The 23,032-nt window shown below is 47.6% G+C and carries 13 protein-coding genes and 3 pseudogenes; 2 read left to right on the top strand and 14 right to left on the bottom strand.

The window, feature by feature from the left end; translation table 11 throughout:
• Nucleotides 1–86 precede the first annotated feature (86 nt).
• From NSS88_RS01985 to NSS88_RS02015, 6 genes and pseudogenes are all read right to left on the bottom strand, one after another.
• A pseudogene (locus NSS88_RS01985) lies at nt 87–754 on the bottom strand (DUF4351 domain-containing protein); the annotation flags it as partial.
• A 377-nt stretch (nt 755–1,131) separates the two neighbouring features.
• Nucleotides 1,132–1,656 (bottom strand): hypothetical protein, encoded by a 525-nt coding sequence (locus NSS88_RS01990; RefSeq protein WP_015863624.1) that lies wholly within the window; start codon nt 1,654–1,656, stop codon nt 1,132–1,134.
• Between the two features lie 450 nt (nt 1,657–2,106).
• Entirely contained in the window at nt 2,107–2,610 is a 504-nt protein-coding gene (locus tag NSS88_RS02000; protein ID WP_033025174.1) for a DUF4411 family protein, read from the bottom strand.
• Complete coding sequence (locus NSS88_RS02005; RefSeq protein WP_049626059.1) at nt 2,600–3,763, bottom strand: ImmA/IrrE family metallo-endopeptidase; 1,164 nt, start codon at nt 3,761–3,763, stop codon at nt 2,600–2,602. The genes NSS88_RS02000 and NSS88_RS02005 overlap by 11 nt, the downstream gene beginning before the upstream one ends.
• 138 nt (nt 3,764–3,901) lie before the next feature.
• Nucleotides 3,902–6,856, bottom strand: a complete 2,955-nt coding sequence (locus tag NSS88_RS02010) for a type III restriction-modification system endonuclease (RefSeq protein WP_341082803.1) — start codon at nt 6,854–6,856, stop codon at nt 3,902–3,904.
• 3 nt (nt 6,857–6,859) lie between these two features.
• Nucleotides 6,860–7,834 carry a DNA methyltransferase gene (locus tag NSS88_RS02015; RefSeq protein ID WP_341082806.1) on the bottom strand — a complete coding sequence of 325 codons (975 nt, stop codon included), beginning with the start codon at nt 7,832–7,834 and terminating at the stop codon, nt 6,860–6,862.
• Nucleotides 7,835–8,049: 215 nt separating this feature from the next.
• Here NSS88_RS02015 and NSS88_RS02020 point away from each other — a divergent pair, with 215 nt between their 5' ends.
• A complete protein-coding gene (locus NSS88_RS02020; RefSeq protein ID WP_339239467.1) occupies nt 8,050–9,108 on the top strand; it encodes an IS630 family transposase in 1,059 nt (352 codons plus the stop codon).
• A gap of 12 nt (nt 9,109–9,120) precedes the next feature.
• Here NSS88_RS02020 and NSS88_RS02025 read toward each other — a convergent pair.
• The 5 genes and pseudogenes from NSS88_RS02025 to NSS88_RS02045 form a co-directional block, all read right to left on the bottom strand.
• A pseudogene (locus tag NSS88_RS02025) lies at nt 9,121–9,924 on the bottom strand (site-specific DNA-methyltransferase); the annotation flags it as partial.
• Between the two features lie 15 nt (nt 9,925–9,939).
• A complete protein-coding gene (locus tag NSS88_RS02030) occupies nt 9,940–10,701 on the bottom strand; it encodes a DUF4391 domain-containing protein (protein WP_341082809.1) in 762 nt (253 codons plus the stop codon).
• Nucleotides 10,702–10,706: 5 nt separating this feature from the next.
• A complete protein-coding gene (locus NSS88_RS02035; RefSeq protein WP_341085329.1) occupies nt 10,707–13,952 on the bottom strand; it encodes a helicase-related protein in 3,246 nt (1,081 codons plus the stop codon).
• A 197-nt stretch (nt 13,953–14,149) separates the two neighbouring features.
• Complete coding sequence (locus tag NSS88_RS02040; RefSeq protein WP_061580477.1) at nt 14,150–16,654, bottom strand: restriction endonuclease-like protein; 2,505 nt, start codon at nt 16,652–16,654, stop codon at nt 14,150–14,152.
• Nucleotides 16,623–18,302, bottom strand: a complete 1,680-nt coding sequence (locus tag NSS88_RS02045) for an MrcB family domain-containing protein (RefSeq protein WP_341082813.1) — start codon at nt 18,300–18,302, stop codon at nt 16,623–16,625. The genes NSS88_RS02040 and NSS88_RS02045 overlap by 32 nt, the downstream gene beginning before the upstream one ends.
• Nucleotides 18,303–18,732: 430 nt before the next feature.
• On the opposite strand from NSS88_RS02045, the gene NSS88_RS02050 reads away from it, so the two are divergent.
• A complete protein-coding gene (locus NSS88_RS02050) occupies nt 18,733–19,500 on the top strand; it encodes a DODA-type extradiol aromatic ring-opening family dioxygenase (protein ID WP_055359084.1) in 768 nt (255 codons plus the stop codon).
• A 174-nt stretch (nt 19,501–19,674) separates the two neighbouring features.
• Here NSS88_RS02050 and NSS88_RS02055 read toward each other — a convergent pair whose 3' ends face one another.
• The 3 genes and pseudogenes from NSS88_RS02055 to NSS88_RS02065 form a co-directional block, all read right to left on the bottom strand.
• A complete protein-coding gene (locus tag NSS88_RS02055) occupies nt 19,675–20,580 on the bottom strand; it encodes a pseudouridine-5'-phosphate glycosidase (protein ID WP_055359085.1) in 906 nt (301 codons plus the stop codon).
• A gap of 1 nt (nt 20,581) precedes the next feature.
• Nucleotides 20,582–21,523, bottom strand: a complete 942-nt coding sequence (locus tag NSS88_RS02060) for a carbohydrate kinase family protein (RefSeq protein WP_055359086.1) — start codon at nt 21,521–21,523, stop codon at nt 20,582–20,584.
• A 167-nt stretch (nt 21,524–21,690) separates the two neighbouring features.
• Nucleotides 21,691–22,913 (bottom strand): annotated as a pseudogene (locus tag NSS88_RS02065) (YeeE/YedE family protein).
• Between the last annotated feature and the right edge of the window lie 119 nt (nt 22,914–23,032).

Consider the following 23,032-nt stretch of genomic DNA (forward strand, 5'->3'; position numbering starts at 1 on the left):
GCTCCTCTCATTGACACTATGGTTCTATTGTAAGTGGGGAATTTTATTCCGGCTATATTGGGGATTTTATCATCGGCTTTAACAGCTCCTTCACGTTTTCCCTTTTGTTCATACGAAATCAACAATTCCAACACTTGCTCTTTTTCTTTCGTTTCCATTTGGTTCACCTCGTTTCGCAATCGTTGTTCTTCTTCATCCGACAATTTCACATATGTTTCAAAAAAGCCGATTAACAATCGCTGCTTTGCTTCATCCAGCTCTAAACGAACTAACATGCGTAAAAACTGTTTTTTCAATTCGATTCGTTCACTTTCAGTATAACCCATTTTGCTTAACAGCGCAGCGGCGATCGGGTTGTCAATGCGAATATAGTTGCGCCAATTTTGTTTGCGCAGTTCGACGGTGAAAAAGCGGAAGTGAAGGATGTTGCCAAAAGGAAGTTGAAGCGTAAACGAAGAGGGTTCGTCGCGGATGGCATCGTAGCTGAAAACGGCAATCGGAACGATGTTCGTGCGGTATTTTTCAAACAAGCGGCTGAAGTAAATGAACATCCGTTCAGGAAACGACGGCTGCACATAGCTTTGGTTTTCGATATGGACGATGATCAGCCCGTCTTCCCCTTTTAATTTCGTTTCGACTAACAGATCGACGCGATACTTTTCCCCTGCCGTTACATCGGTAACAGTTCTTCGGATAAAAAGGACAAATGGCGAAAGTCGATATGCTCGTACATGTTGGGGAAAAAGAGAAGAATAAACTCTTCGAAAAACGTTTAGATCAACTCTTTAAACAAACGGTCGTGGTCAACAGCCATCGGATCACCTCACAAACCATGTTCATGTTCAATTCGAGATATGTCATTAGGATCGTCCTGTCGGGGGAGTTTTCAGGGGAAAAAGCGGTACGATTTTATTAAAGCGGAAAGAGAGGAGAAAAGCAAAAGCCTGAAATTGAATTTTCTAAATAATAAAACAAAGAGAGTCGGTCTATGACTCTCCTTTTCTGCAAATCAAGTGAATTTTTTGGAGTGTGAAAACAACAGAACATTTGGTTTTACTCGCCCTTCATTGTGAGACAATTTAACGGTGTAGCACCCATAATCTCTCTGACAAGTGGCGAACATTATAGGTCTTATTTTTTGATTATTTCGTTTGTAAATGGAATGTATAAAAATCCTCTAGGTTCAATATACAATGAATTTTCATTCAATTTTTCAACAAATTCAAAGCGCGGAGAAACTGCTTTCATTTTTTTATTATAGAGGTTAGTATAATAAATTTCTAAATATGCGGTCTTTCCAAATAAAATTTCATCATTTTTTATTATCACTTCGAAACATTTTCCCGTTGATACATACTGGCTATCTTTTTTGAGATACCTATAATCAAGACTAATTACTTTATTGTCCTCATTTAAAATCATATTTACCTTATCAATCTTAATTGTCGATGATGCATCGTTTAATAAAATAAGACGAAGTGATGCAGATGCCCCCATCCTTTCTATGCAAGTAACATGAAACCATGGTTGCACAGCAAACTGTTTCTCATCATTATTATCCCTGTTAGTTTTAATAGTAATAATTATAGCAACTAAAGCAGCAAAACTTGCTATTGCAGAAGCTATTGCCCCGATTGCATTCCAATTAACCCCCAAACCTATTATCCACTGCAGAAAAATTCCCTCCCTTATCTATATACATGCACATTGAAACATTAACGTCCGTATAAGTTGTTCCCCCCCAGTTATACTGCTATTAGTAAATTTATAGAAAAAGGATTAAAAGGATAGAAATTACCAAAGACCACGGATGGACATTACGCACTCTCCGAAAACAAGAGTGGAAAATCAAAAATGTTGCCCTGCGCCAACGCGTCATGGCTGTTCGCTTGGTCATGGAAGGATATCTGGGAAAAGACGTCGCTGCCATGCTCCATCTATGTCGCCAAGGTGTGTTTATTTGTAATTTGAAAAAGGATTCTAAAATAATGTGCTAATTTACATCAATCACTCATGTTTTCTTTTACCCAATTCTTCTTTCAATTCAATAGGCCGTTCACTGCAAATGTTAAAAGACTAGTACTCCAGAGAATGACAGACATAGGCTCAAAACTTTATACTTAACCGGCGCAACATGTCAAATGTATCGACATAGGGCACATTGAATGCATGGCAAACATTAGGAATAAAAATTCTGCTTTTGGAATTAGGATGAAATTGTTCATGTGTTACTACAATAAAATTGTATGTCTTTGCAAACGCTATTAACCAACTATCTGCTGCACTAGCAAACTCTCTTTTTGCCGCCTCAAAATATTGCCCCTGCTGAACAGCCCAAGTAATAATTTCCTGATATGTTCTAAGAACTTCAATCTTATCGGTTGGCTCGAACCATTGGGCAAAATAATGATTGGCCCACTCGCTTAATTCATCATTTTTATGAAAGCTATTAATTTCCTGTTTAACACGGTCAATGCTTATGATGTTGCCGTTTTCGGCATGTTGAAGCAGGGCATCCCAAAAGGAAGGAGCGATATCAAAAGAATAATACCTTTTATAGGCTTCAATAAAAATGTTCGTATCAATCACAAATTTATGGCTAGAACTCATACATATATCTCCCCGTATCGACATATTCGGCAAACTTAGCAAAAGTGTCACCAGAAAGCCCCGTCAATTGATAGGCTTCACGATAAAGGATCGTTCCTTCCTTTGCCGCGCTTATGACTGCTTCCGCAAAATGACGGCCGATACGCATCGTTTGAGTTGCGTAAAAATTGCCTCCGCTTGTTTTCATTTGTTCCGTTTGTTGTCGAAGCCGCTTCATATAATCTTCATAAAATAAAAAAAACTCCTCTTTTGTCACAAGGTTTAAGTCTAGAGCTCTACGTGCCGCCACAATTTCACTAACCTTAAAATAGCGAGCCGCCTGTTCAAAACGATCTTCCGATTGACCAACCCGTTTCCATATAATAATTAACTCATCTTCAGGAACAAGAAACTCAGCAGCTGCTTTGTTGCATGCGTTTTCAATTTCAGCATCAGCAGGCTGAAGATTTTTTAAATCGAATGCGGCACTCTCCCCGTACCAAATATGAGCAAGTTCGTGGGCCAATGTAAACATTTGCGCAGCTTTTCCGTCTCTTCCATTTATGAATATTAAAGGGACATAGTCATCAATAAGGACAAAACCACGAAATTCCGCAACATCCAGTTTTCGATGTGTATTATTGCCAACTACTCCATTAATGACGACAATAATGCCGATATCTTCAGTTTTTCTAATAAGATTGCGTAAAGCTTCCTGCCAAGTTGATTGTTTTGATGCCCATCCATCTTCCAAATTTAACGTCCTTCGCATATCTTGTGCAACGAGTTTTGGATCCATTGACAAGTTCGCACGCCCCACATAATTTAAAGGCGGATTGCCTAGCTGAATTAAATAATCGCGCATCCACTGTTGCCGTCTTTCCATCGTTTGAACCGTTTCCAAAAGATTGGGACTCGGACGGACAGCCCCTTCATCTCTCACCGTGCGATAATGAGGAATTCTCAACTTCTCCTCTGGTGGATTAGGGAGAAAAAAATAACCAAGAGGTACAGCTGTCATTTTTGCAAGCTTTTCTAACTGCTTAAGCGTCGGCTGGCTCTCTTGATTGATCCATTTATCAATATTAGGAAACTGATCCTTCAGCCGATCAAAATTATCCATGCGTTTGATCACCCATTGTAGAACATTGGGTTTAACCTCAACCTTAACCATTGTATTGCCCCTCCTCTTTGACTATAGTATGCCACAAATGCTGGAAAGAAAAAAGAGAGGAGAGAGCATTCAATAAAAAAAGCTGGCCTCAAAAGGTCATTGTACCACCTTTTGGGACAGCCTCCTGTAAATGCATCACTAACGGCTAACCACCCGCAGCATAAACGCCTCCACATCATTCTCCGGACCGACAAATTCAATATCCGTGCCAATTGCTTCAAAGTGCTTGCGGGCAAAGGCGATTTTTGCCGATTCGCCCGGGCGCAATTCTCCTTCCCATTCCTGTCCTTTCGTCTCTAAGACGAAGTATAGCTTTTCTTCCCCGTCTTTCTCAATGACAAGCGCCCAGTCAGGGTTGTAGGAGCCAATCGGCGTGTCAATTTTAAACCAGCTTGGCAGCTTCACATATACTTTTACTTTTTCGTCGTTCTCAAAGCGTTTGGCAAACCGCTCTTCCACATCTGAATCATAGACGATATGGTCAAACGGCGATTTTTCGCTCGGAATAGCGTTGTCATTCAAGTAGGCAAGCAGCTCTTCGTTTTGGAATAGCTCTACCGCATAATATGCATCGTCGCCGATTTTATAATATTTCACACCGTCTTTTAGCAGCTGTTTCATTTCACGCTGGATGATCTTTATCACTTCTTCGATAAATTTTTGCGGATTGTTTTTGAAATCATCGAGCCGCTTGCAGCCGGTTAAGATGCGGACAATCGTCTTGCGTGTTAAATTCGTGCGGTTTTGCAGCTCGGTGATGACATCCGGAAGCGTATGGTGCAAGCTCACGTAATCCTCCACTTTTTCGCTGACCACCTGAGCCTGTACGCCTGTCACATGATCAATTTCCACCCGTCCTTTCCGGCTGACAATGCGGATTTTTTCAATGGGCTTCATTTCCTGAATGGCGGCGATGCACAAGTCAATGAGCTGTTCGCTGTCAAAATCGACCGAATAGACGGTTTTGTATTTGATTTTGTCCCACAATTGCCGAAACTCTTCTTGATTGAGAACCGCCATATTGACATGGACTTTTTTCTTTTTCGTCCCATCTTTGATCGGCAATGCTTGCAAGTGGCGTTTTATTTCTTTTACGATCGCTGGAAGCCATGGCTGAAACTCCGAACTTAAGCGCAAGTCATAGTTTTCTATTGCTTTCTTTAATTCAGAGGTGACCATGCTATGCTTATCGATATAACCGTTTCGCTTTAATTCTTCATATAATTTTACCGATAAGTCATAGCCCATTTGCATCGGCTCTTCCGTCTTCTCATCGACATAGACGAGTTTAGCAAATATATGTTTTTCAATTTTGCCGAATTTGACTCCTGTTTCTTCTTCGATTTCTTTTTGCAGCGTCGCAACAAACTCTTCGTACGATTCGTTCGCCATGACCGTTAGCGTGTTGATATGATAGTCCTGCACACGCTCCCCGTTTTGGTTGACAGCCAGACGCAATCCGCGTCCGATTTCTTGGCGTCTCGATACGTACGTTCCCGCGGAGTCTTTCAACGTGCAAATTTGGAAGACGTTCGGATTATCCCATCCTTCGCGAAGCGCCGAATGGGAGAAAATGAAGCGAAGCGGCTCATTGAGGCTAAGCAGCCGTTCTTTGTCTTTCATAATAAGGTTGTACACATCAGTGTCCGCTTCTGTATTTCCTTTTGTATCTTTCAGACGCCCCTTTTTATCTTGTGCGAAATACCCGTTGTGCGCTTTTTCCACATCCTTATCAATGCCTGGGTCATCCCACAGCTGTCGGTATTTCGGTTTTTGGATCAAATCCTTATATTCTTCCTCAAACATCACCGCATATTTTCCTTTGATTGGATTGCCGTTTTGATCATAATCACGGTAATGAGCGACTTTGTCGATGAAGAACAGACTTAATACTTTAATCCCGCGCGGGCGAAGCCACAATTCTTTATTTAAATGCTCTTCAATCGTTTTGCGGATTTGATACCGCTTGATGGCATCGTCATCGACATCCCCGATTGCGTCGCCCACCCTGAGTCGATCGCCGTTGATTTCAACCGCTTCATTTCCTTCCGTCCAATCGATTTGCTCGACGATATAGCCGCGGTACAGTTCGCGCTCCCCCGAAACGTCATACAAGTCATCGCCGTATTTGACCGTTTTCGTCGTTCGCTTCACCTTTCCGCGCGATTCGACATCGAGCTCAAGTTTCGCTTTTCGCTCTTTCACCTCAACGAGCTTGATGTATGGCACATTGAACGACGGTTCGGACCGGACAGACATGACCTCAATTTTTTTCACAAGCTTTTGATTGTACGCATCGACCGCATCGAGGCGATATATCATATTGTATTTATCCACATGCGTCGCCGAGTAGCGCAGCGTACAAAGCGGGTTCAGTGACGCAATCGCTTCCCTCGACTTCGGCGTCGTATCGACGCTTTGCGGTTCGTCGATGATGACAATCGGATTCGTCTGTTGGATAAATTCAATCGGGCGGTATCCGTTTAGACGGTCGTTCGGCCGATGAATGACGTTCGCTTTATCTTCTTTTTCTGGATCTTCAAAGCTTTTGCGGAACGCATCGATATTGATGATCATGATTTGAATCGTTGTCGCCGTCGCAAAATTGCGGACTTGATCAAGCTTCTGCGAGTCGTAAATAAAGTACTCAACCGGCGTGCGGTCGTACAGTTCTTCAAAATGGTCGCGGGTGATTTGCAGTGTTTTATACACCCCTTCACGAATTGCCACTGACGGGACGACGATAACAAATTTTGTAAACCCATAATGTTTATGGAGCTCATAAATCGTCCGCAAATATACGTACGTCTTTCCTGTTCCGGTCTCCATTTCAATCGTAAAATGCATGCCATCGAGCCGTTCGCTGCGTGGCAGTCCGTTTCTCACCTGGATGTCTTGGACGTTTTTTAAAATTTCCTCAGGCGTCAGGTCAAGCCGATTCCCGACGCCTAAGTCCGTTTGAAGCATTCCCGCATCAGGGCCGTACGAAACGGTGAAGTTCGACTGACTCAGTTCCTGTCCTTTGAAAATATGCACCACCGACTCAATCGCACGCCGTTGGTAGTCCAAATCCGCGTGAAACTTCAGCTTCATCGGTTATACACTCCTCACATCCGTGATGCCGTGCTTTTTCAATGTTTGCAAGGCGTTCGTTTTCACCGCGTCGCTCATAAAGCCGGATTCTTTAAAAATGACTTTCGGCGACATATGCTCGGATTGATATTTCAACATCTCCTGAACGATATCCAAATCGATGTCATCTTCTAAACATACTAACACGGAACCATAGGCAACGTTATAAATCGTTTTGCCGTTATAATCAATTTCTTCAATCGGTGTGGTGAGCGGCAGGCCGATTTTCAGTAAAATCTCATACAACAAATCTTCTTTTGTGCGGTCTTCTTTAATGTTATCCTGCAAATCGAAAAGGGTTTGCTCCAAATTGTCGAAATCAGGATCCCATGTTTTCACGTTCGAAGAATCGAGCTTAAACACTTTAAAGCCAATATCTAAATCCGTTTTTCCTGTTTCCTGAACGATTTTCTCGCCCGCGCGGCGGATGCGTTCTTTGCCAATATCACAAATATTTTTGTAACCTGCTTTATAAGCTTCGGATTTCTCATCTATTGGTTCTGGTAACTGTACCATAATGAATTTGCGGTTTCCACCATCTTCAGCATTTAATTGCATTACTGCGTGAGCGGTGGTTGCCGAGCCGGAGAAAAAGTCTAATATTAAATCTTCATCATCCGTAACTAACTCAATTAGAAACTTTAGTAATAATACAGGTTTAGGAAAATCGAAAGGATTATCAAATTCTAACAACCTTTCAACAGTTTGAGAACCTACTTTTGTGGAACCTTTTTCTCTTAAAACCGTTGGAGGGTTAACTACAGAACGTTCTTTCAAATACCTCAGTACTCCATTACTATTAAAATAAAAACCTAAAACTTTTTGTCCTTTACTGTCATACGTTTCTTCACCTTTAAACCAAGACTCCATTTGTTTTTTCATTGCCCATCCAGCTTCAAGAGTTACTGGCTCGGCTAATTTTCCATTTTTGGCAATCATTCTACCTTTTATAAGACGAATTTTCTCTGTGCCTCCCCATTCTCCTGTAAACTCCGTCCCATCAGGTGCTTCAAACTTAACTCCAGCTGGAAAATCAAACGTACTTGCTGGATTTTTATATATATGCTCATTGAAAAGTTAACCTTCGTATAAGTGGTGCCCACTCCGGTTATACTGCTCCTAAGGAAAAGCATGGAAAAGGAGCGGAATTCTGCATGAAACGTCTCAAAATCACCAACGATCACGGATGGACACCTCGGACACTTCGCAAACAGGAACGGAAAATCAAAAACACCCTTCTTCGCCAACGGGTGATGGCGGTTCGCCTGGTCATGGAAGGCTATTTGGGCAAAGAGGTGGCCTCCATGGTCAACGTGTGCCGACAAACCGTTTCCCATTATGTGTCGCTGTTCAACGAAGGCGGTCTGGAGCTCTTGCTTCATCGGGATTTCGCCCCCGGGCGGGAGCCGTTTCTCACCGAAGAACAGCAGGAAGAGATCAAACAGCTTGTGTTGACCACCACTCCCGCGGAACTGGGCTGGGACGTCGCTTCGGCGTGGAACACCAAACTCCTGCAATCCTATGTCGAAAAGCACTTCGGTGTTTCCATTTCCCGCGAAGCGTTGCGAAAACTCCTGCACCGCAAAGGGCTGTCGTGGACACGGCCGACCTACACATTGGCGAAAGGCGATCCGGATCGACAAAAGAATTTTGAGAAACAGATCGACTTCATAAAAAAAAACTTAATGGATCCTGATTCGGTCTTGTTGTACCTTGATGAAACACATATCCGCTCTTACCATGTCTTGCGGTCCACATGGTCGGAAGTCGGCCGCCAAAAACAAGTGCCGACGTTCGGCCATCATGCCCACGTATCGCTGTTTGGCGCGGTCAACATCCACGATGGCGAAACGGTGCTTCATCAAACGACCGCTGCCAATGCCGCGACGTTCTTGGATTTCTTGAGAATGCTCAAAGAGCGCTATCCGGACCGTCTCATGGTCTTGGTGTTGGATAACGCCCGCATTCACCATGCCAAAATGGTCAAGGAGTTTTTGCAGGAAGAAGGGCAGTGTTTTCACTTTATTTACCTTCCTCCCTATTCGCCACAGCTGAACCCGATCGAACGCTTATGGAAATGGCTGAAAGATACGGTGATTGCCAATGTATTTCACAAGGATCGCAACGATATCATTCAAGCCATTACTCGGTTTGTCCACTACATCCACGAACGTCCGGAGGAAGTGCTGCAGCGCTTAGGGTGTGCAGGATGACTGAGAAGTTAACTCTTCATGTTGCATGTATATAGCTGAAATCTTTTTAGTAGCTCGATCTTCAATTACTCCATCTCCACCTGAAAAGTTGGGGAGACTATCTTTATGTTTTGCGTAAGTTAAAATGTACTCATGTGATCTAGTAAAATGTCCTGCTTGAGTCCCCGTTCCTAAATCCCATACCAATTCAGAAAGTAGATTTTCTTCTCCGAAAATCTCATCCATAATTTTTCTTAAATTAGCTTTTTCTCTATCATCTATAGAAACAAATATAATGCCATCTTCTCTCAATAAATTTCTTGCCAACTTCAACCGTGGATACATCATATTCAACCAATCGGTATGATACCGTCCATTCGTTTCCGTATTCGCTTTTGTTGTTTGCTGCGTGACTTGTTTGTAATTTTTGATATTGTCATGGAAATCATCTTTATACACAAAATCCTTCCCCGTATTATACGGCGGGTCGATATAGATCATTTTAATCTTGCCGAAATACGATTTTTGCAACAGCTTTAATACTTCGAGGTTGTCGCCTTCAATATAAAGGTTTTCGGTCGTATCCCAGTTTTTGCTGGATGCTTTGTCCGGCCGCAGCGTGCCGGTGGATGGCGTTTGCGCGAGTTTCATCGCCTGTGTTTTGCCGTGCCAGGTGAATTCATATTTTTCATTGCGTGCTTCGATCTCTTCCCCAAGAATCAGTTTTAATTTTTCAAAATCGATTTTTCCCTCGGTGACCACGTCCGGAAATAGTTGCTTTAACGCCTCGATGTTCGCTTTTACAATATCCATTGATTTTCCATCTAGTTTTTCCATCGTGCTTCCCCTCTTTCATCGCAATTGTTGTTTCCACTGCTCGATTTGCTTCGTTAATTGCTGAATTTTCATGTTGTACTCTACTTTCCGGTTAAACTGCGTTTCTTTCTTAATTTGATTTTTCCATTTCGCGATTTCCGCTTCCGCCTGTTCAATTTGCGCAATCAGTTGGCGCGATTCTTCATCGGTAGCGATGTAAAAAGCACCGACCGCTTTGGCGTGCTGGAACGCCTGTACCGCGATATGAATGTCTTGATAAAACCGGAAGAAGTGAGAAAAAGATAACGCTGTTATGTGAACCGCATCGATAAATTGCCGAACCGTTTCATCGTCACTGTCGGATGAAAACCACGGAGTATACGCAAATTCCTCCAAAACAACTTGCGTTTTATCGATTTTGTTTAATCGCTTTAAACACGTACCAACCTGAACGTTTCCTTCTTTTTCAAATACGATGACGACAGGGTTTGGCAACGATCCTTGAATAATCTCTCCAATGACAGGAAGGCAGGCGTCTTTTGTTTCGTTTCTTAATCGAATCGTGATAAACATAACGCCTTCGTAATGGTAATCCTCATTGATGAATGGCTGGATATTAATCACACTTGGAGTTAATAAATACGTTAGCTCAATCCGATCGATGTATTTCGTAATATAGTCTTTTTCCTTTTTCGTTAAATCAGCGAAATTGTAAAACATTTTTTTATCCAACTTCTTATGTAAAGGGCGGACTTTATCGTCCAGCCCTATTCTAGCATAAAATGTGAATCCAGCCACCACTCTCACCCTTTAATGATAAGATAAGAGATAATTTCAAAGTCTTGCAAACTCGCATTCGCGTTCGTCACTAAGCTGTCCAAGTTTCCGAGGCTAAATATGTTCAGCGTTAGTTGCTGATCGATTTTGCCAACGATATCTTCCACCGCTTTCTCCAGCAGCGCCTTATATTGCCCCATGTCTTTTCCGTTTTTCGTCTCTTGGTAAAACGTTTCGTATAAATCCCGCTTCACTTCTTTTTTTCCGTTGCATAGCGAACGGTATAAGTCCAAAATTTTCTTTACGTGGACATGGTTATACAACACCGTGCCGTCTTCCCGTACATACACTAAGTAATATGGATGGAGCGCGTTTTGTTCGTTCGATGATGTGACGTGATCGATTTGTTTTAGACAAAAAATAACCCCAGGCTTAATTTCGTCTTTTAGTTTTTCATTTTTGTTCACGGTAATGCTAAAAAGCCCTAGCGGCGCTTTTTCCACCGCTTCTTTATGTTCCTTCATGAAATTGAATAAATCCATGCGGAAGTCGTCTAACGTAAAATCGGTTAAAGAAATATTTCCGGAAATGTCCTCTAAATCAATGACTTCGTTTTGCAGTTTTTCGAGTTGTTTGCGGCGGTATTCCAAATCTTTCATTTCATTGCTGTTGTCGGCGATGACGTTTTCTTCTCCGGTGGAAGAAATATCGAGAATCGTCATTCGGTCTTTTACCCTGTTGACGAGATTAATATATTCATCGAGTTCCAGCGACGGCCAAAAGTTGACTAGTTGAATCCGTTCGTTTTTGCTGCCAATCCGGTCGATACGGCCAAAACGCTGAATAATGCGAACCGGATTCCAATGGATATCATAGTTGACAAGGTAGTCGCAGTCTTGCAAGTTTTGCCCTTCGGAAATACAGTCGGTAGCGATCAGTATGTCAATTTCCTCTTTCATCTCGGGCATTACTTTTGCCCGCTCTTTCGAAATAGGTGAAAAGTTCATTAAGACATTATTGAAGTCGACTTTTTTCATTTTTAATGTAGTTTTTGGATGATCCGAGCCAGTTACTACAGCAGAGTGCAAGCCAAATTGACGATAAATCCATTCATGCAAGTTTTCATACAAGTATTTCGCCGTATCCGCAAACGCAGTAAAAATGAGCAATTTCTTGTTTTGGTCGTTAATCGGATTCTCGATTTTGTTTTGAATGACTTTTTTCAATGCCAATAATTTTTTATCGCGATCTGGCGTTATCCTTCTCGCTTGCGCAAGCAACTTCGCTAAAATCTCGCGGTCATATAATAAATCTTGCTTCCATCGGATTAGATCCATATCTTTGATGAAAATTTTCACTTTCGAGCCGATTAACGCGTCTTCTAAATCAGGATCTTCCATATCTATATCATTAATATCTCCGATCGTTTCGTTTTTCGGATCATATTGATCTATTTTTTGAATGTGCGAATCGATCTGATGAATAATGTTTTCCAATGTTAAAGAAAAGGAATGAATGCTGCTTTCTAATCGTTTCAACAAGTTGGATTTCATTAAATAGACAAGGTTATTTTCCCGGTCGGTTTGTTTAAAAATTCTTCCGTTTGCCACTTTCGTATCGTACTTTTCGTTATAAATAGCCCTTTTATGAGGAAAAATATATTGCATTGGCGAATATACCGCCAACCGCAACCGCAATATTTCATTATTGATCTTCTCCAGCGGCGGAAATTCGTCTTTAGCGTCAATTGTTTCTTTAATATTGATTGGCTTCAGGCGGGTCGGAAACGAGCCGATCGCGTTCACATTGTAATATTTTTCGATATGGCGGCGCGAACGGGCGATTGTTAATGAGTCAAGCAAGGTGAAATAATCCCAGTTTAGCATATCTAACAACCGCTCAGTGGTCCGCTCTTCTTCAGGAAGATTGCTCCATTTGTTGAACTGCGACTGCGCGCGGCGGATCGTTTGGCTGATGCTCTTGATGTTCGCCGTTTCCGCTAGCGCTTTGTCATTTCCTTCCGTAATGAAAGCAATCTGGTTCTTTAAGTCATCGAGCTTGTTATTGACAGGGGTGGCAGAAAGCATTAACACTTTCGTTTTCACTCCCGCTTTAATAATGTCGTTCATCAAGCGGGAATATCTCGTCACCCGATCGTTGCGCGGATCATTATTGCGAAAGTTGTGTGATTCATCGATGACGACTAGGTCATAATTTCCCCAGTTCACATGCTCCAAATTAATATCGCCGCTATATCCGCGCTCACGCGATAAATCGGTATGGTTGAGCAAGTCATAGGAAAAGCGGTCTTCCGCCAAAATGTTGCGCTTATCGTTTAAACGGTAAATAGCCCAGTTTTCCCTCAATTTTTTTGGCGCCAGCACGAGAACGCGATGATTGCGCAGTTCGTAATATTTAATGACCGCTAACGCCTCAAACGTTTTTCCGAGCCCGACGCTGTCGGCGATAATGCATCCTCCATACGTTTCGATTTTATTGATGGCGCCAATTACCCCATCGCGCTGAAAATCGTAAAGTTTGTTCCAAATGACCGTATTTTCAAATCCCGTTCTTGTTTGTAGCGATTCGTAGTTTTTCGCATCTTGCAAGAAGCCTTTAAATAGATTGTAGAGCGTCACAAAGTAAATGAACTCTGGCGAATTTTCTTTATACATCCCTTCTAAGCGCCGCAATATTTCGTCTTTCACATCTTGCAGTGCTTGTTCATCTTGCCAAATGGCGTCAAACTGACGAAGCAGTTGGGTATTTGAATGCTCATCGTCGACAATATGGTTAATATAAATATTGGAAGAGTTGCTGTAGCCTAGACCTGGGCTGGAAAACGGCGCACCGCCGATTAAGCCGATTTGCGTTCCATCGTTGTTTTTGACATGATACAAACCGCCTTGAATGCGCTGATTGGTGACTGATTTAATTTGTGCTTTTCGTTTCAGCCATTTCGCTAATTCTTTGGCTATGTATGCTTGATTTAACTCTACTTTATATTTTCGCTCTTCTTCCACTCCATACAGTGCCGCTTCATTTTTCTCGATTAGTCCTTTTAACGCACGGTTTCCGCGCACAAAGGCAGGCTCTGTGAAAATGAAACGAAATTCATCGAGTTGTGACAGCTCTTTTTTCAGCTCCACAAACGCATATAAAGTAAAGTGCGCAGCAGCAATGGATAATTTGCTGCCTTTTGTCATATGCGCTTTTAGAACGTCGCCTACTAAACCGTTTTGTCTATTGTCAATTATTCCTTTTGCTTTCATCAAAAACCGATGCTCCCTTTTATCTCTTTCGTTAACATAATTCTATTTTACTAAAAAAAACAATCGAGCATTGTCGAAATTCGTCGAATAAATCGTCTTACAGGCAAAATTCTTGTTGGAAATAGACCTTCATTCACAAAAAACATCAGTTTTGTCTTTCCTACGTCCTTACCTTACAATAATAAGTTCTTCGTTTTCTACACCTCCCCCATCATCCCCACCACTTCGCGAAACACGGCCGACGGCTGCCTGCGGAGCAGGTCGGCGGGGATTGTTTTGTGCTTTGCGCCGTTTGTGATGATGAGACGGCCGCTTTCCAGGCGGATGGACACGTTCTTGACGCGGTACGCGGTGATTTTGGACGCCTGATCCAAGTAGCGGGCGTCCAGGTCGAAGCGGATGCGGTCGGACAGCCGCCGCAGGATGCGCCAAAGGGCGATTTCGTCGCTTGATTTCATGAACAGTTCGGGCAGTTCTTTCGCCTGTTTGAGCGTGTTGAGCGTCGTCATCGCATAAACGGCGATGCCGTAGCCGACAGGGCGAATGACGTGTTGGAGAAAGTGCCAGCTTTCGACTTCGAAGCGAACGTATTCGTCATCGCTTCGTTTCGGCAGCTCGGTGATGGCCGATCGTTTGACGATGTTCACAGCGGCGATTTTGCCAAAGCACGTGACCCCGTTTTGCGGGGCGGCTCCCCGCTTCGGGTAAAGGGCGATGTAGCGCGCGTTTTGCCAGCCTTTTTTCAGCTGCTTGACCGGGATGTGGTAGAAGCGGTGCTTCACATAGGCTTCGTAATGCCGCGCGCTTGGCACCATGCCGACAAGCACATGCTCGTCGAACGCCGACCGCCATTCTTCGATGATCCCTTGCGGCAGGATGCCTTCGTTTTGCAGTTCTTCGGGATTCTTTTCAATCAACCGCTCGATGAACTGCTCGACCAGGCGGGTGGCATTCGGCAAAAACGGCAGGCCGCCGATGTTGACGTCGTTGATGCTTTTGTACAGCGGGTGCGCTTGGTAGCTGTCTTCGTCATGCCACGGGAAGAGCACGTAGGCGCCAAAGGCGGTGCGCTCGTACGGGCCGCCGCGGCGGGCGACAAGGGAATCACGGTAGCGGTGCATCGTGTTGATGTCGTCTTCCATCGGGCCTGGCATTCCGTACCGTTTTTCATACGCGCTGCCGGAAACGGCGAAATCGAGGCGGTATTTGGCATCGAAAATGTAGTTGAACGTATAGTCTTTTCCCTTCTTTTCAATCGCCAAAACCGTGTCGGGCATTTGCGGGACGGTCGGCAGCCTCCCTTCGTACAGCTGGTACGTGAGCGTGATTCGCTCGCCCGTGTGCGGATGTTCGTACACTTGCTTGGCGGAGCGGGTTTTGTCGAGATGGACGAACAGCCCCAAGCGGTTCACTTGGATGACGTTTTGACTGATGAGTCTGTATTTTTTCCCGAGAAGCTGCCCGAGTTTTAGAAACGTCCAGTACTCGTACAGCGTCGCCACGTCTTTGACGGACATTCGGTACAGCGTTCCCTGCAAGGCGAGGCCGCGGGTGATGAGGAGAAACAGCTGATAGGCGTCGCGGTATCCAGGCGCCATTTGCAGGACGAGGCTCGCAACAGAGCGGTCAAGCCGCCCGATCGGCCGCCAAAAAGAGTGGCGGAGACGGGTTTCGAGGGCGCGGATCATCGATTGGATGCGCTCCAGCAAATCCGGATCCGGTTCTGTTTCGTACCGTCTTTGTTTCCCTTGCACGTGTTCGAACAAATCGCGCAGCTTCTCGGCAAGGCGCGTCATCATCCATTTGACGAACCGGTTTTCGAGCGTGTCGTACGTCAGTTCTTGTTTCGCTTTGAGCCCCGATTGCGGCATGACGGTTCGACTTCCAATGTCGATGCCGCGTTTGACATCGCGGAACACATGCGGCCGCTTGCGCAAATCATTCCGTCCTGCCGCATCCAAACGGCCGAGCTGGTCGCCGCGCACCCTCACATGGACGGTCGACAGTTGATGGTGCGGCTGCCGCTCGATATGGCGAATGGCCTGCAAAAAATCGCCGATATGCGCCTCCATAAGCCGGAAAAATTCACTTCGGGACGGCGCGCCGCTGCGCTTCGCCTTCGCCCGCTGGTATGTGCGCTTGATAAAGTGAAACGCCAAGTTGTAAATTTCTTCGCTCACTTCATCAAGCAGTCGCTGGTAGTCTTGTTTGTAGGTCAATTTCGTCGGGAAAATTTCGATCGTCACGTCCAAAACCGAGCGGTGGCCGTCGCGGATTTCGAATGTCGACAGCCCGACTTCATTCGGGAAATGGAGATTTCCCATCAACACCGCTTGGCCGCCGATATCAACACGGCTGATGGCGTTTCTCAGCGCTGGCGACTCATGGTAAAAGGAGAGCACCCGGTCGGTTTTCGGAACGACAAGCAGCTGATAGACGCCGTTTTCAAAGAAAATCGGGCGGTGGCCGCCCGACCAGTCGACAAGCTCGCCAGCGTCCACGTCAAACAGCTTGACGTTTCGCACCCCTTCGCCGCTTGCGAAAAACTCCATCGTCTCGTGGAAATCGAGGCGGCGGTACTGCTTGAGCCCTTCGTATTGTTCATGGTACGGCTTTCCTTTGATTACGAGCGTGAGCTGTTCCGTTTCGATATGGACGAGCTCATAGTCGTCACGCCCCGAGCCAGAACGAAGTGAAGCCATCGTCCTCCAACCTCCGCAGCATGCGCCAAATTTTCTCCGCGCTTTTTGGATAGCGGGCGTACGACACATCCAGCGCGCCGCTGTAGTCCCCGTCCGGTTCGAAGCCGGCGCACAGGACAAACAGCTGTTTGAGCGCCCGCTCGAGCCGCGCGTCGCTTCCTGAAAGGCGCGGCAACATTTTTTGCATGAGGCAATAGTCGAACGCCTTGTCAAATTCCATCAGCTTTCCTTCTTCGTTATACGCAAGGTAGAAACAAATTTCATCGCGGACGCGGTAACCGATATGCGCCCCGAGCGGCTCAAGGATGCGGTTGATGTCCACGAGCTGTTTCGTCGCGTCTTCTACCAGCTTTGGATAATCGGCATATACATCTTTCAAATGCAAATACCGCGCCGCGAACAGCTCCTGCCCGACGGGCAGGGGCGCAACGGTCGGCACATCGCGCAAAAAGTCGAGATGGTCGAGACGGACACGGTTGAACTCGATCGTGTTCGCGCGGTCGAGCACTTTTTTGCTGAAGGGGTGGGTCGTCTCGTCCATGTTGACCGTGCCGATGATGTAGACGTTCGGCGGGAGAAAAAGGTCGCGCCCCGCCGTTTCTCGCGGCAGCAGCCGCGACGATACAATGCGCCCATTTTCCCAGCGGCGGCTTTCCATCACGCTCAGCACATCGCTGAAGTAATGCTCGACGCGGGCGAGGTTCATCTCGTCCAACACGACGAAATACGGTTTGTCGGGATGGTTCTCGGCTTCGATGATGACGTTCGCAAGCGGCCCAGGCTTGAACTCGCCTTTAATGTCGACATAGCCAAGCAAATCGGAGCCGTCGTTCCAGTCCGGACGGACGGGGATCAAGGCGAAGCGGCCGTTGTCTTCCGTCGCGCCGACGCTCTCGGCGAGCCATTGAACGATTTTCGTTTTCCCCGTTCCAGAAATGCCGGATAAGATGACGAACGGTTTTGTTTTTAACGATAGAAAGAGGTTGGCCACTTCCTCTTTCGTATAGTAAAACCCTTTAGCGGATATGTATGAATGAATATGCTCAACCGCCTCCCGATAGGAAAAGACCTGCTCGGGCGGTGCCATTGGTTCTGTTCGCTCTACATACTGTCGGTAATAATCGATCATCGTTTCGAGGTCGCGCGCGAGTTGTTCATCGGATGGCAGATCGTCAAACGAATAGGCGATATACGCCGCCACCGACCGTTCGTAGTCTTTCGCCCGTTTGCTTTCGCCAAGACGAATGTCATCATCGGTCCGCACGCGCTCTCCGGCAGGAATGAGTTGGCGGATGCCGCGCTTCACCCGCTCCATTTCGTCTTTCGGCGTCTCCGTCACTCCTTGGGCAAGCGTCAAATAGAGACGGCGCCTATCTTCGCTGAACAAGTAGACGATATAATAGCCGCGCTGCGTCGAATCCGTCACTTCTTGGTCCATCACCGCCACCCACGGCACGTCGGTCCAATTCCCTTGACCGACCGACCCTTTCACCATATACCGATCAGGCGGCAGAAACGGCAGCGCTTTCAACGCCTCTGGAATCGCCCGCGTCACTAACTGAAACGTCCGCCGCTCTTTCGACAGTTTTTCCTGCTTGTCTTGCTCGTAGATGGCCATCACTTCACGGAACAGATCGTGCAATGACATAAGAATAGCTCCTTCGTGCCGAAATGTTTTCTTCGTTTCTATTTTTCTTCTATTCTACTAAAAAATTAGCTCTCTTAACTAGTAGGAGAGCCACTTTTTCGAGCATTCACGGAGGAGAAGCGCGTTGAAGGAGCACATTCGTCTTGGTGATATCTCTCTTTCATTCTCCCCAAACGCCCGATCGGGTTGGGCGGCGATGAATATGGCGGGAGACAAAGAAAAGCTCCTCATCGTAAGGGAGACAGAAACGCCTACGAGAAGATTCAAACCTCCATCGCACGGTTAAAGAAAGCGTGTGCATAGAAGAGCAAAAGATGTTTATGCTACACTAGGGATGAGAAATTCCGGCGCCGTTTTTCGGCGAATCGTTTGGAGGCGGCATTAGGCCGCAAGCAAATTTGTCAATATGGTTCAAGGGAGGAATGGAACGATGAGACCCCCCGCCCTGTTTCTCGCTCACGGTTCGCCGATGTTGGCAATCGAAGACAATGCGTACACGGCGTTTTTGGGCAAACTCGGGGAAGGAATTCGCCCGCAGGCGGTCGTCATCTTTACAGCGCATTGGATGACGCGCCAACCGACGGTTTCGGCGGTTGAGGGGACGTATGACATGATTTATGATTTTTCCGGATTTCCGCGCGAGCTGTATGAAGTGGTGTATCCGGCGCGCGGGTCGGTCGAGTGGGCGGAGCGCGTGCGCGAGCGTCTCGCTGGTGTGGCGGAAGTGGCCGTTGATCGGACCCGGGGGTTGGATCACGGTTCGTGGGTGCTGCTCTACCGCTTATTTCCGAAAGCGGATATTCCGGTTGTGCAAGCGTCGGTCGTGCCGTGGTGGACGCCGAAGCAATTGTTGCAGCTCGGGGAAGCGCTGCGCCCGCTGCGGGATGAGGGCGTGATGATCATCGGCAGCGGCGGGACGGTGCACAATTTGATGGCGCTCCGTTGGGAAGGGCATGCGGAGGCGGACGAATGGGCCGTCGCATTTGATGATTGGCTTCTCAGCCGATCCGCCGCCCATAGTGAAGAGGTGTTCGAGTATGAGAACAAGGCGCCGTACGCCAAGCAGGCCGTGCCGACGCCCGAGCATCTCGCGCCGTACTGGATCGCCTACGGGGCCGGCGATCGCGGCGGGGCGCCGCGCGTGTTGTTCCGTGAGTACCAGTATGGGAGCTTAAGCTTGATGGCGGTGGCGTTTTAAGCGGAAAGCCCGCTCCCTGCTTCAACGCATGGGGCGGGTTGTTTTTTAGGTCAAAGTACGGGAGCTTAATTTCCACAACACTTTAGACGAAATCGCGCCCGATTTGAAAACCGTTTTCCTTTCCCGTGAACTCCATCATGCCCCCGCCTTTCCATCAAGGCGGGGGCGTTCGCATCAAGAAAGCTCTCGGGCAAGGTCGGCCGCCAAGGCGGCGTTGTTTTTCACTAAGGCGATGTTTGCTTTTAAGCTTTTCCCTTCGGTTAACGTTTTCACACGGTCAAGCAAAAACGGGGTGACCGCTTTGCCGGTGATGTGCTGCTTTTCTGCTTCCTTGAGCGCTTGTTCGATGATGGCGGTGATATACGACTCCTCGAGCTCCTCTTCTTTTGGGACGGGATTGGCGATCACAACACCGCCGTTTAACCCAAGCTTCCATTTCGTTTCGATGAACTGAGCGATTTCTTCCACGCTGTCGAGGCGATAGTCGACGCGAAACGGGCTCGTCCGCGAATAGAACGCCGGCAGGACGTCCGTCTGATAGCCGATGACCGGAACGCCGTGCGTCTCGAGGTATTCAAGCGTCAACCCTAAATCCAAAATTGATTTTGCCCCGGCGCAGACGACCGCGACGTTTGTGCGCGAGAGTTCCTGCAAGTCAGCCGAGATGTCCATCGTCTGTTCGGCGCCGCGGTGCACGCCGCCGATGCCGCCGGTCGCAAATACGCGGATGCCCGCCATCTGGGCGCAAATCATCGTCCCCGCCACGGTCGTCGCCCCGTGCTTCTTCATGGCGACGACATACGGCAAGTCGCGGCGGCTCACTTTTTCTACATCGCGGCTTGTCCCGAGCTGTTCAAGTTCGTCTTCGGTCAACCCGATTTTGATGTTTCCGTTTAAAATGGCGATCGTCGCCGGCACGGCGCCGCGGTCGCGGATGATCTGTTCAACCGCTTTCGCCGTTTGCACGTTTTCCGGATACGGCATGCCATGCGAGATGATCGTTGATTCTAAGGCGACAATCGGCTTTTTTTCGGCCTTCGCTTGAGCGACTTCTTCGGAAAAGACGAGAAAATCATTCATATCACTTCGTTCCCCCTTCGCGAAAATACCGCGCATAGGCGGCTTGCAACAGGTGTTCATTCAAAGCGGGATGCACCGTTTCGGCCGTTTGCAGCGTAAGCGCCGCGCTGCTCATCCCAAAGCGGCAGGCGTCTTCCACCGTATGTCCGCCTAAGACGCCGTACAAAAATCCAGCCGCAAAGGCGTCGCCCGCTCCGGTGGCGTCGGTGACCTCAACCTTCGGCGCCGCAATCGCTTCTGTTTCCCCTTGCTTGGTGGCGTACGCGACGCCGTTTGCGCCGCGCGTGACGACAACATTCTGGGCGCCGGCTTGAAGGATCGCTTTCATGATGTCGTCCGTATGTCCGTCGCGTCCCACAAATTCCTTAGCCTCCGCTTCATTCGTGACAAACCACGTCACACCAGACAAATCGCTGGGCAATCGCTTCACTTTTGGAACCGACACCGTCACAACACAAAGCGGGATGTCCTCTTGGCGACATTGTGCAATCACCGAACGAATGACAGCCTTCGGGAAATTCGTGTCAAGCACGACCGCAGAAATCGGACCGAGCCGAGTCCATTGTTGCTTTCGCCATTCTCCCCCCACTGTATCATAAATGGCCATATCCGCCAAGGCGAGAACCATCTCGCCGCGTTCATCGAGCACCGCTGTATACGTCCCGGTGTTCGCTTTTGGCGTTCGCACGATGAAGCTCGTATTGACATATCGGCTCGTCACGTCAACGAGCCACTGTCCATCGCGATCATCGCCAACGGTGCTGACGAGCAAAACAGGTTGAGCAAGCCGTCCTAAGTTTTCGGCGATGTTTCTCGCCACCCCACCCGCGGTTTGCGTCGTGGTGACGGGATGGGACGTGCCGAGCCGAAACGGAGTGAGCAACCGCGCCTTTCGGTCGACGTTCGCCCCGCCAATGCAGACGATCGAGGCCGCTTGCCGCATGCCTTTTCCCTCCTCTCCCAATGAACACCGCTGTCCTCCTTCCGCTCTCCCAAAACAAGGAAAACGATTTCAAACAAGCAGGCAGCTGCTCTTGTCGAAGCCTCACTGCCCATTGTACCATATGCCGTCCTGCATAAAGAAAGCACCCCGCCAAAACGACGGAACGTTTAGTTTTTGTACGCGCAATACGGACGCAGTTTGACGCCGATCAGGCTGCCGAGGAAAGCAAAGACAAACCACGCCCAGCCGTGGGCGCTGAATGAAGCAATGCCGCCGAAATACGCGCCGATATTGCAGCCGAACGCCAACCGGGCTCCGTATCCCATCATCAGCCCACCGATCAGCGCACCGATCGTCATGCGCGTCGGACGCTTCCATTGCACAGGCTTCGTATAGCGGCCAGCGAGCGCTGCGGCCAATAAGGCGCCGACCATCAAGCTGATGTCCATCACGGTCGTTGTATCGTAGTAGAGTGGATTCGCGAGCGCCTGCCGTTTCGCTTCATCTTGCCAGTACGCCCAAGCAGTCGGATCGACGCCAAACAGCTGCACGAACTTCGCTCCCCAAAGGGCGAAGGCGGACGTAATGCCCCAAGGCTTGCCGCTAATCATCAGCACAAGCGCGTTCGTTACAGCCAAGAGCAACGCCCCGACCAGAAGCGGCCACGGCCCTTTGTAAATCGCTTTCCAGCCATGATGGTTCTCAAGCGATGCAGCAACGCGTTGGCCGTGGCGTCGTTTTTCCATCACCGTCACCGCATAGTAGACGACCGCAAGCAAAACCAACTGAAGCAAAAACCCTCCCAAGGGGCCGAACTCGCCAATGAACGAGAACGGCTTCCATTGCGGCATCTTCGCCCACACGTCAAAGTGGGTCGTCGCAATGACGGAGCCAGCGATGAACCCGATGAGCGTCACGATGCCGTTCGCATCGCCCCCGCCGATATGGTACAACGTCCCCGACGCGCAGCCGTCGCCAAGCTGCATGCCGATGCCAAACAGAAAAGCGCCGACGATGACCGATACTCCCACGCCAAATACATACCCTGACACCGGGTGCCCGAGCACTGAGCCTTTCACGAGCAGCGGCAAAAACAACGCGCTGGCTGCCGCCATCATGATCATCTGTGCCCGAATGCCTTCCCTTGGCGGTATAGAATAAACTTTCGCCAGGCGGATGTAAAGCCAAAATGCGCCTGGTACAATACAAATCCACCAAACGCTCCCAGCACATACAAAAGCGCCTGTTGCCAGGAAACACGGCTATATAAGAACAACGTGCCACCGATCAATATGAGGATGGAGACCGCAATAATCCACGCAGTCGGATGTTTCGGGGCGTTCGCTGCTTGTTTCGCGCGAACGTCTCGTTGTTGTGCGGTCACTTCCACGATGCGTTCCCCCTTTTGTTTTGGTTGATGAACGTATTCTATAATATATAAAAACCAATTGATTTGCTACGATTTAAGCTAAAAAGTTTCAATGTTGCGGCCGGTCGGGTATAATAGCA

Origin of the sequence: Geobacillus sp. FSL W8-1251 (assembly GCF_038005945.1) — a bacterium.
Classification (GTDB): domain Bacteria; phylum Bacillota; class Bacilli; order Bacillales; family Anoxybacillaceae; genus Geobacillus; species Geobacillus stearothermophilus.

Coding starts and splice junctions, on each gene's coding strand:
- NSS88_RS02050 (WP_055359084.1), top strand. CDS start 18,733: ATGAGACCCCCCGCCCTGTTTCTCGCTCACGGTTCGCCGATGTTGGCA.
- NSS88_RS02040 (WP_061580477.1), bottom strand. CDS start 16,654: ATGGCTTCACTTCGTTCTGGCTCGGGGCGTGACGACTATGAGCTCGTC.
- NSS88_RS02060 (WP_055359086.1), bottom strand. CDS start 21,523: ATGCGGCAAGCGGCCTCGATCGTCTGCATTGGCGGGGCGAACGTCGAC.
- NSS88_RS02000 (WP_033025174.1), bottom strand. CDS start 2,610: ATGAGTTCTAGCCATAAATTTGTGATTGATACGAACATTTTTATTGAA.
- NSS88_RS02015 (WP_341082806.1), bottom strand. CDS start 7,834: ATGATTGCCAAAAATGGAAAATTAGCCGAGCCAGTAACTCTTGAAGCT.
- NSS88_RS02020 (WP_339239467.1), top strand. CDS start 8,050: ATGAAACGTCTCAAAATCACCAACGATCACGGATGGACACCTCGGACA.
- NSS88_RS02005 (WP_049626059.1), bottom strand. CDS start 3,763: ATGGTTAAGGTTGAGGTTAAACCCAATGTTCTACAATGGGTGATCAAA.
- NSS88_RS02055 (WP_055359085.1), bottom strand. CDS start 20,580: ATGAATGATTTTCTCGTCTTTTCCGAAGAAGTCGCTCAAGCGAAGGCC.
- NSS88_RS02045 (WP_341082813.1), bottom strand. CDS start 18,302: ATGTCATTGCACGATCTGTTCCGTGAAGTGATGGCCATCTACGAGCAA.
- NSS88_RS02035 (WP_341085329.1), bottom strand. CDS start 13,952: ATGAAAGCAAAAGGAATAATTGACAATAGACAAAACGGTTTAGTAGGC.
- NSS88_RS02010 (WP_341082803.1), bottom strand. CDS start 6,856: ATGAAGCTGAAGTTTCACGCGGATTTGGACTACCAACGGCGTGCGATT.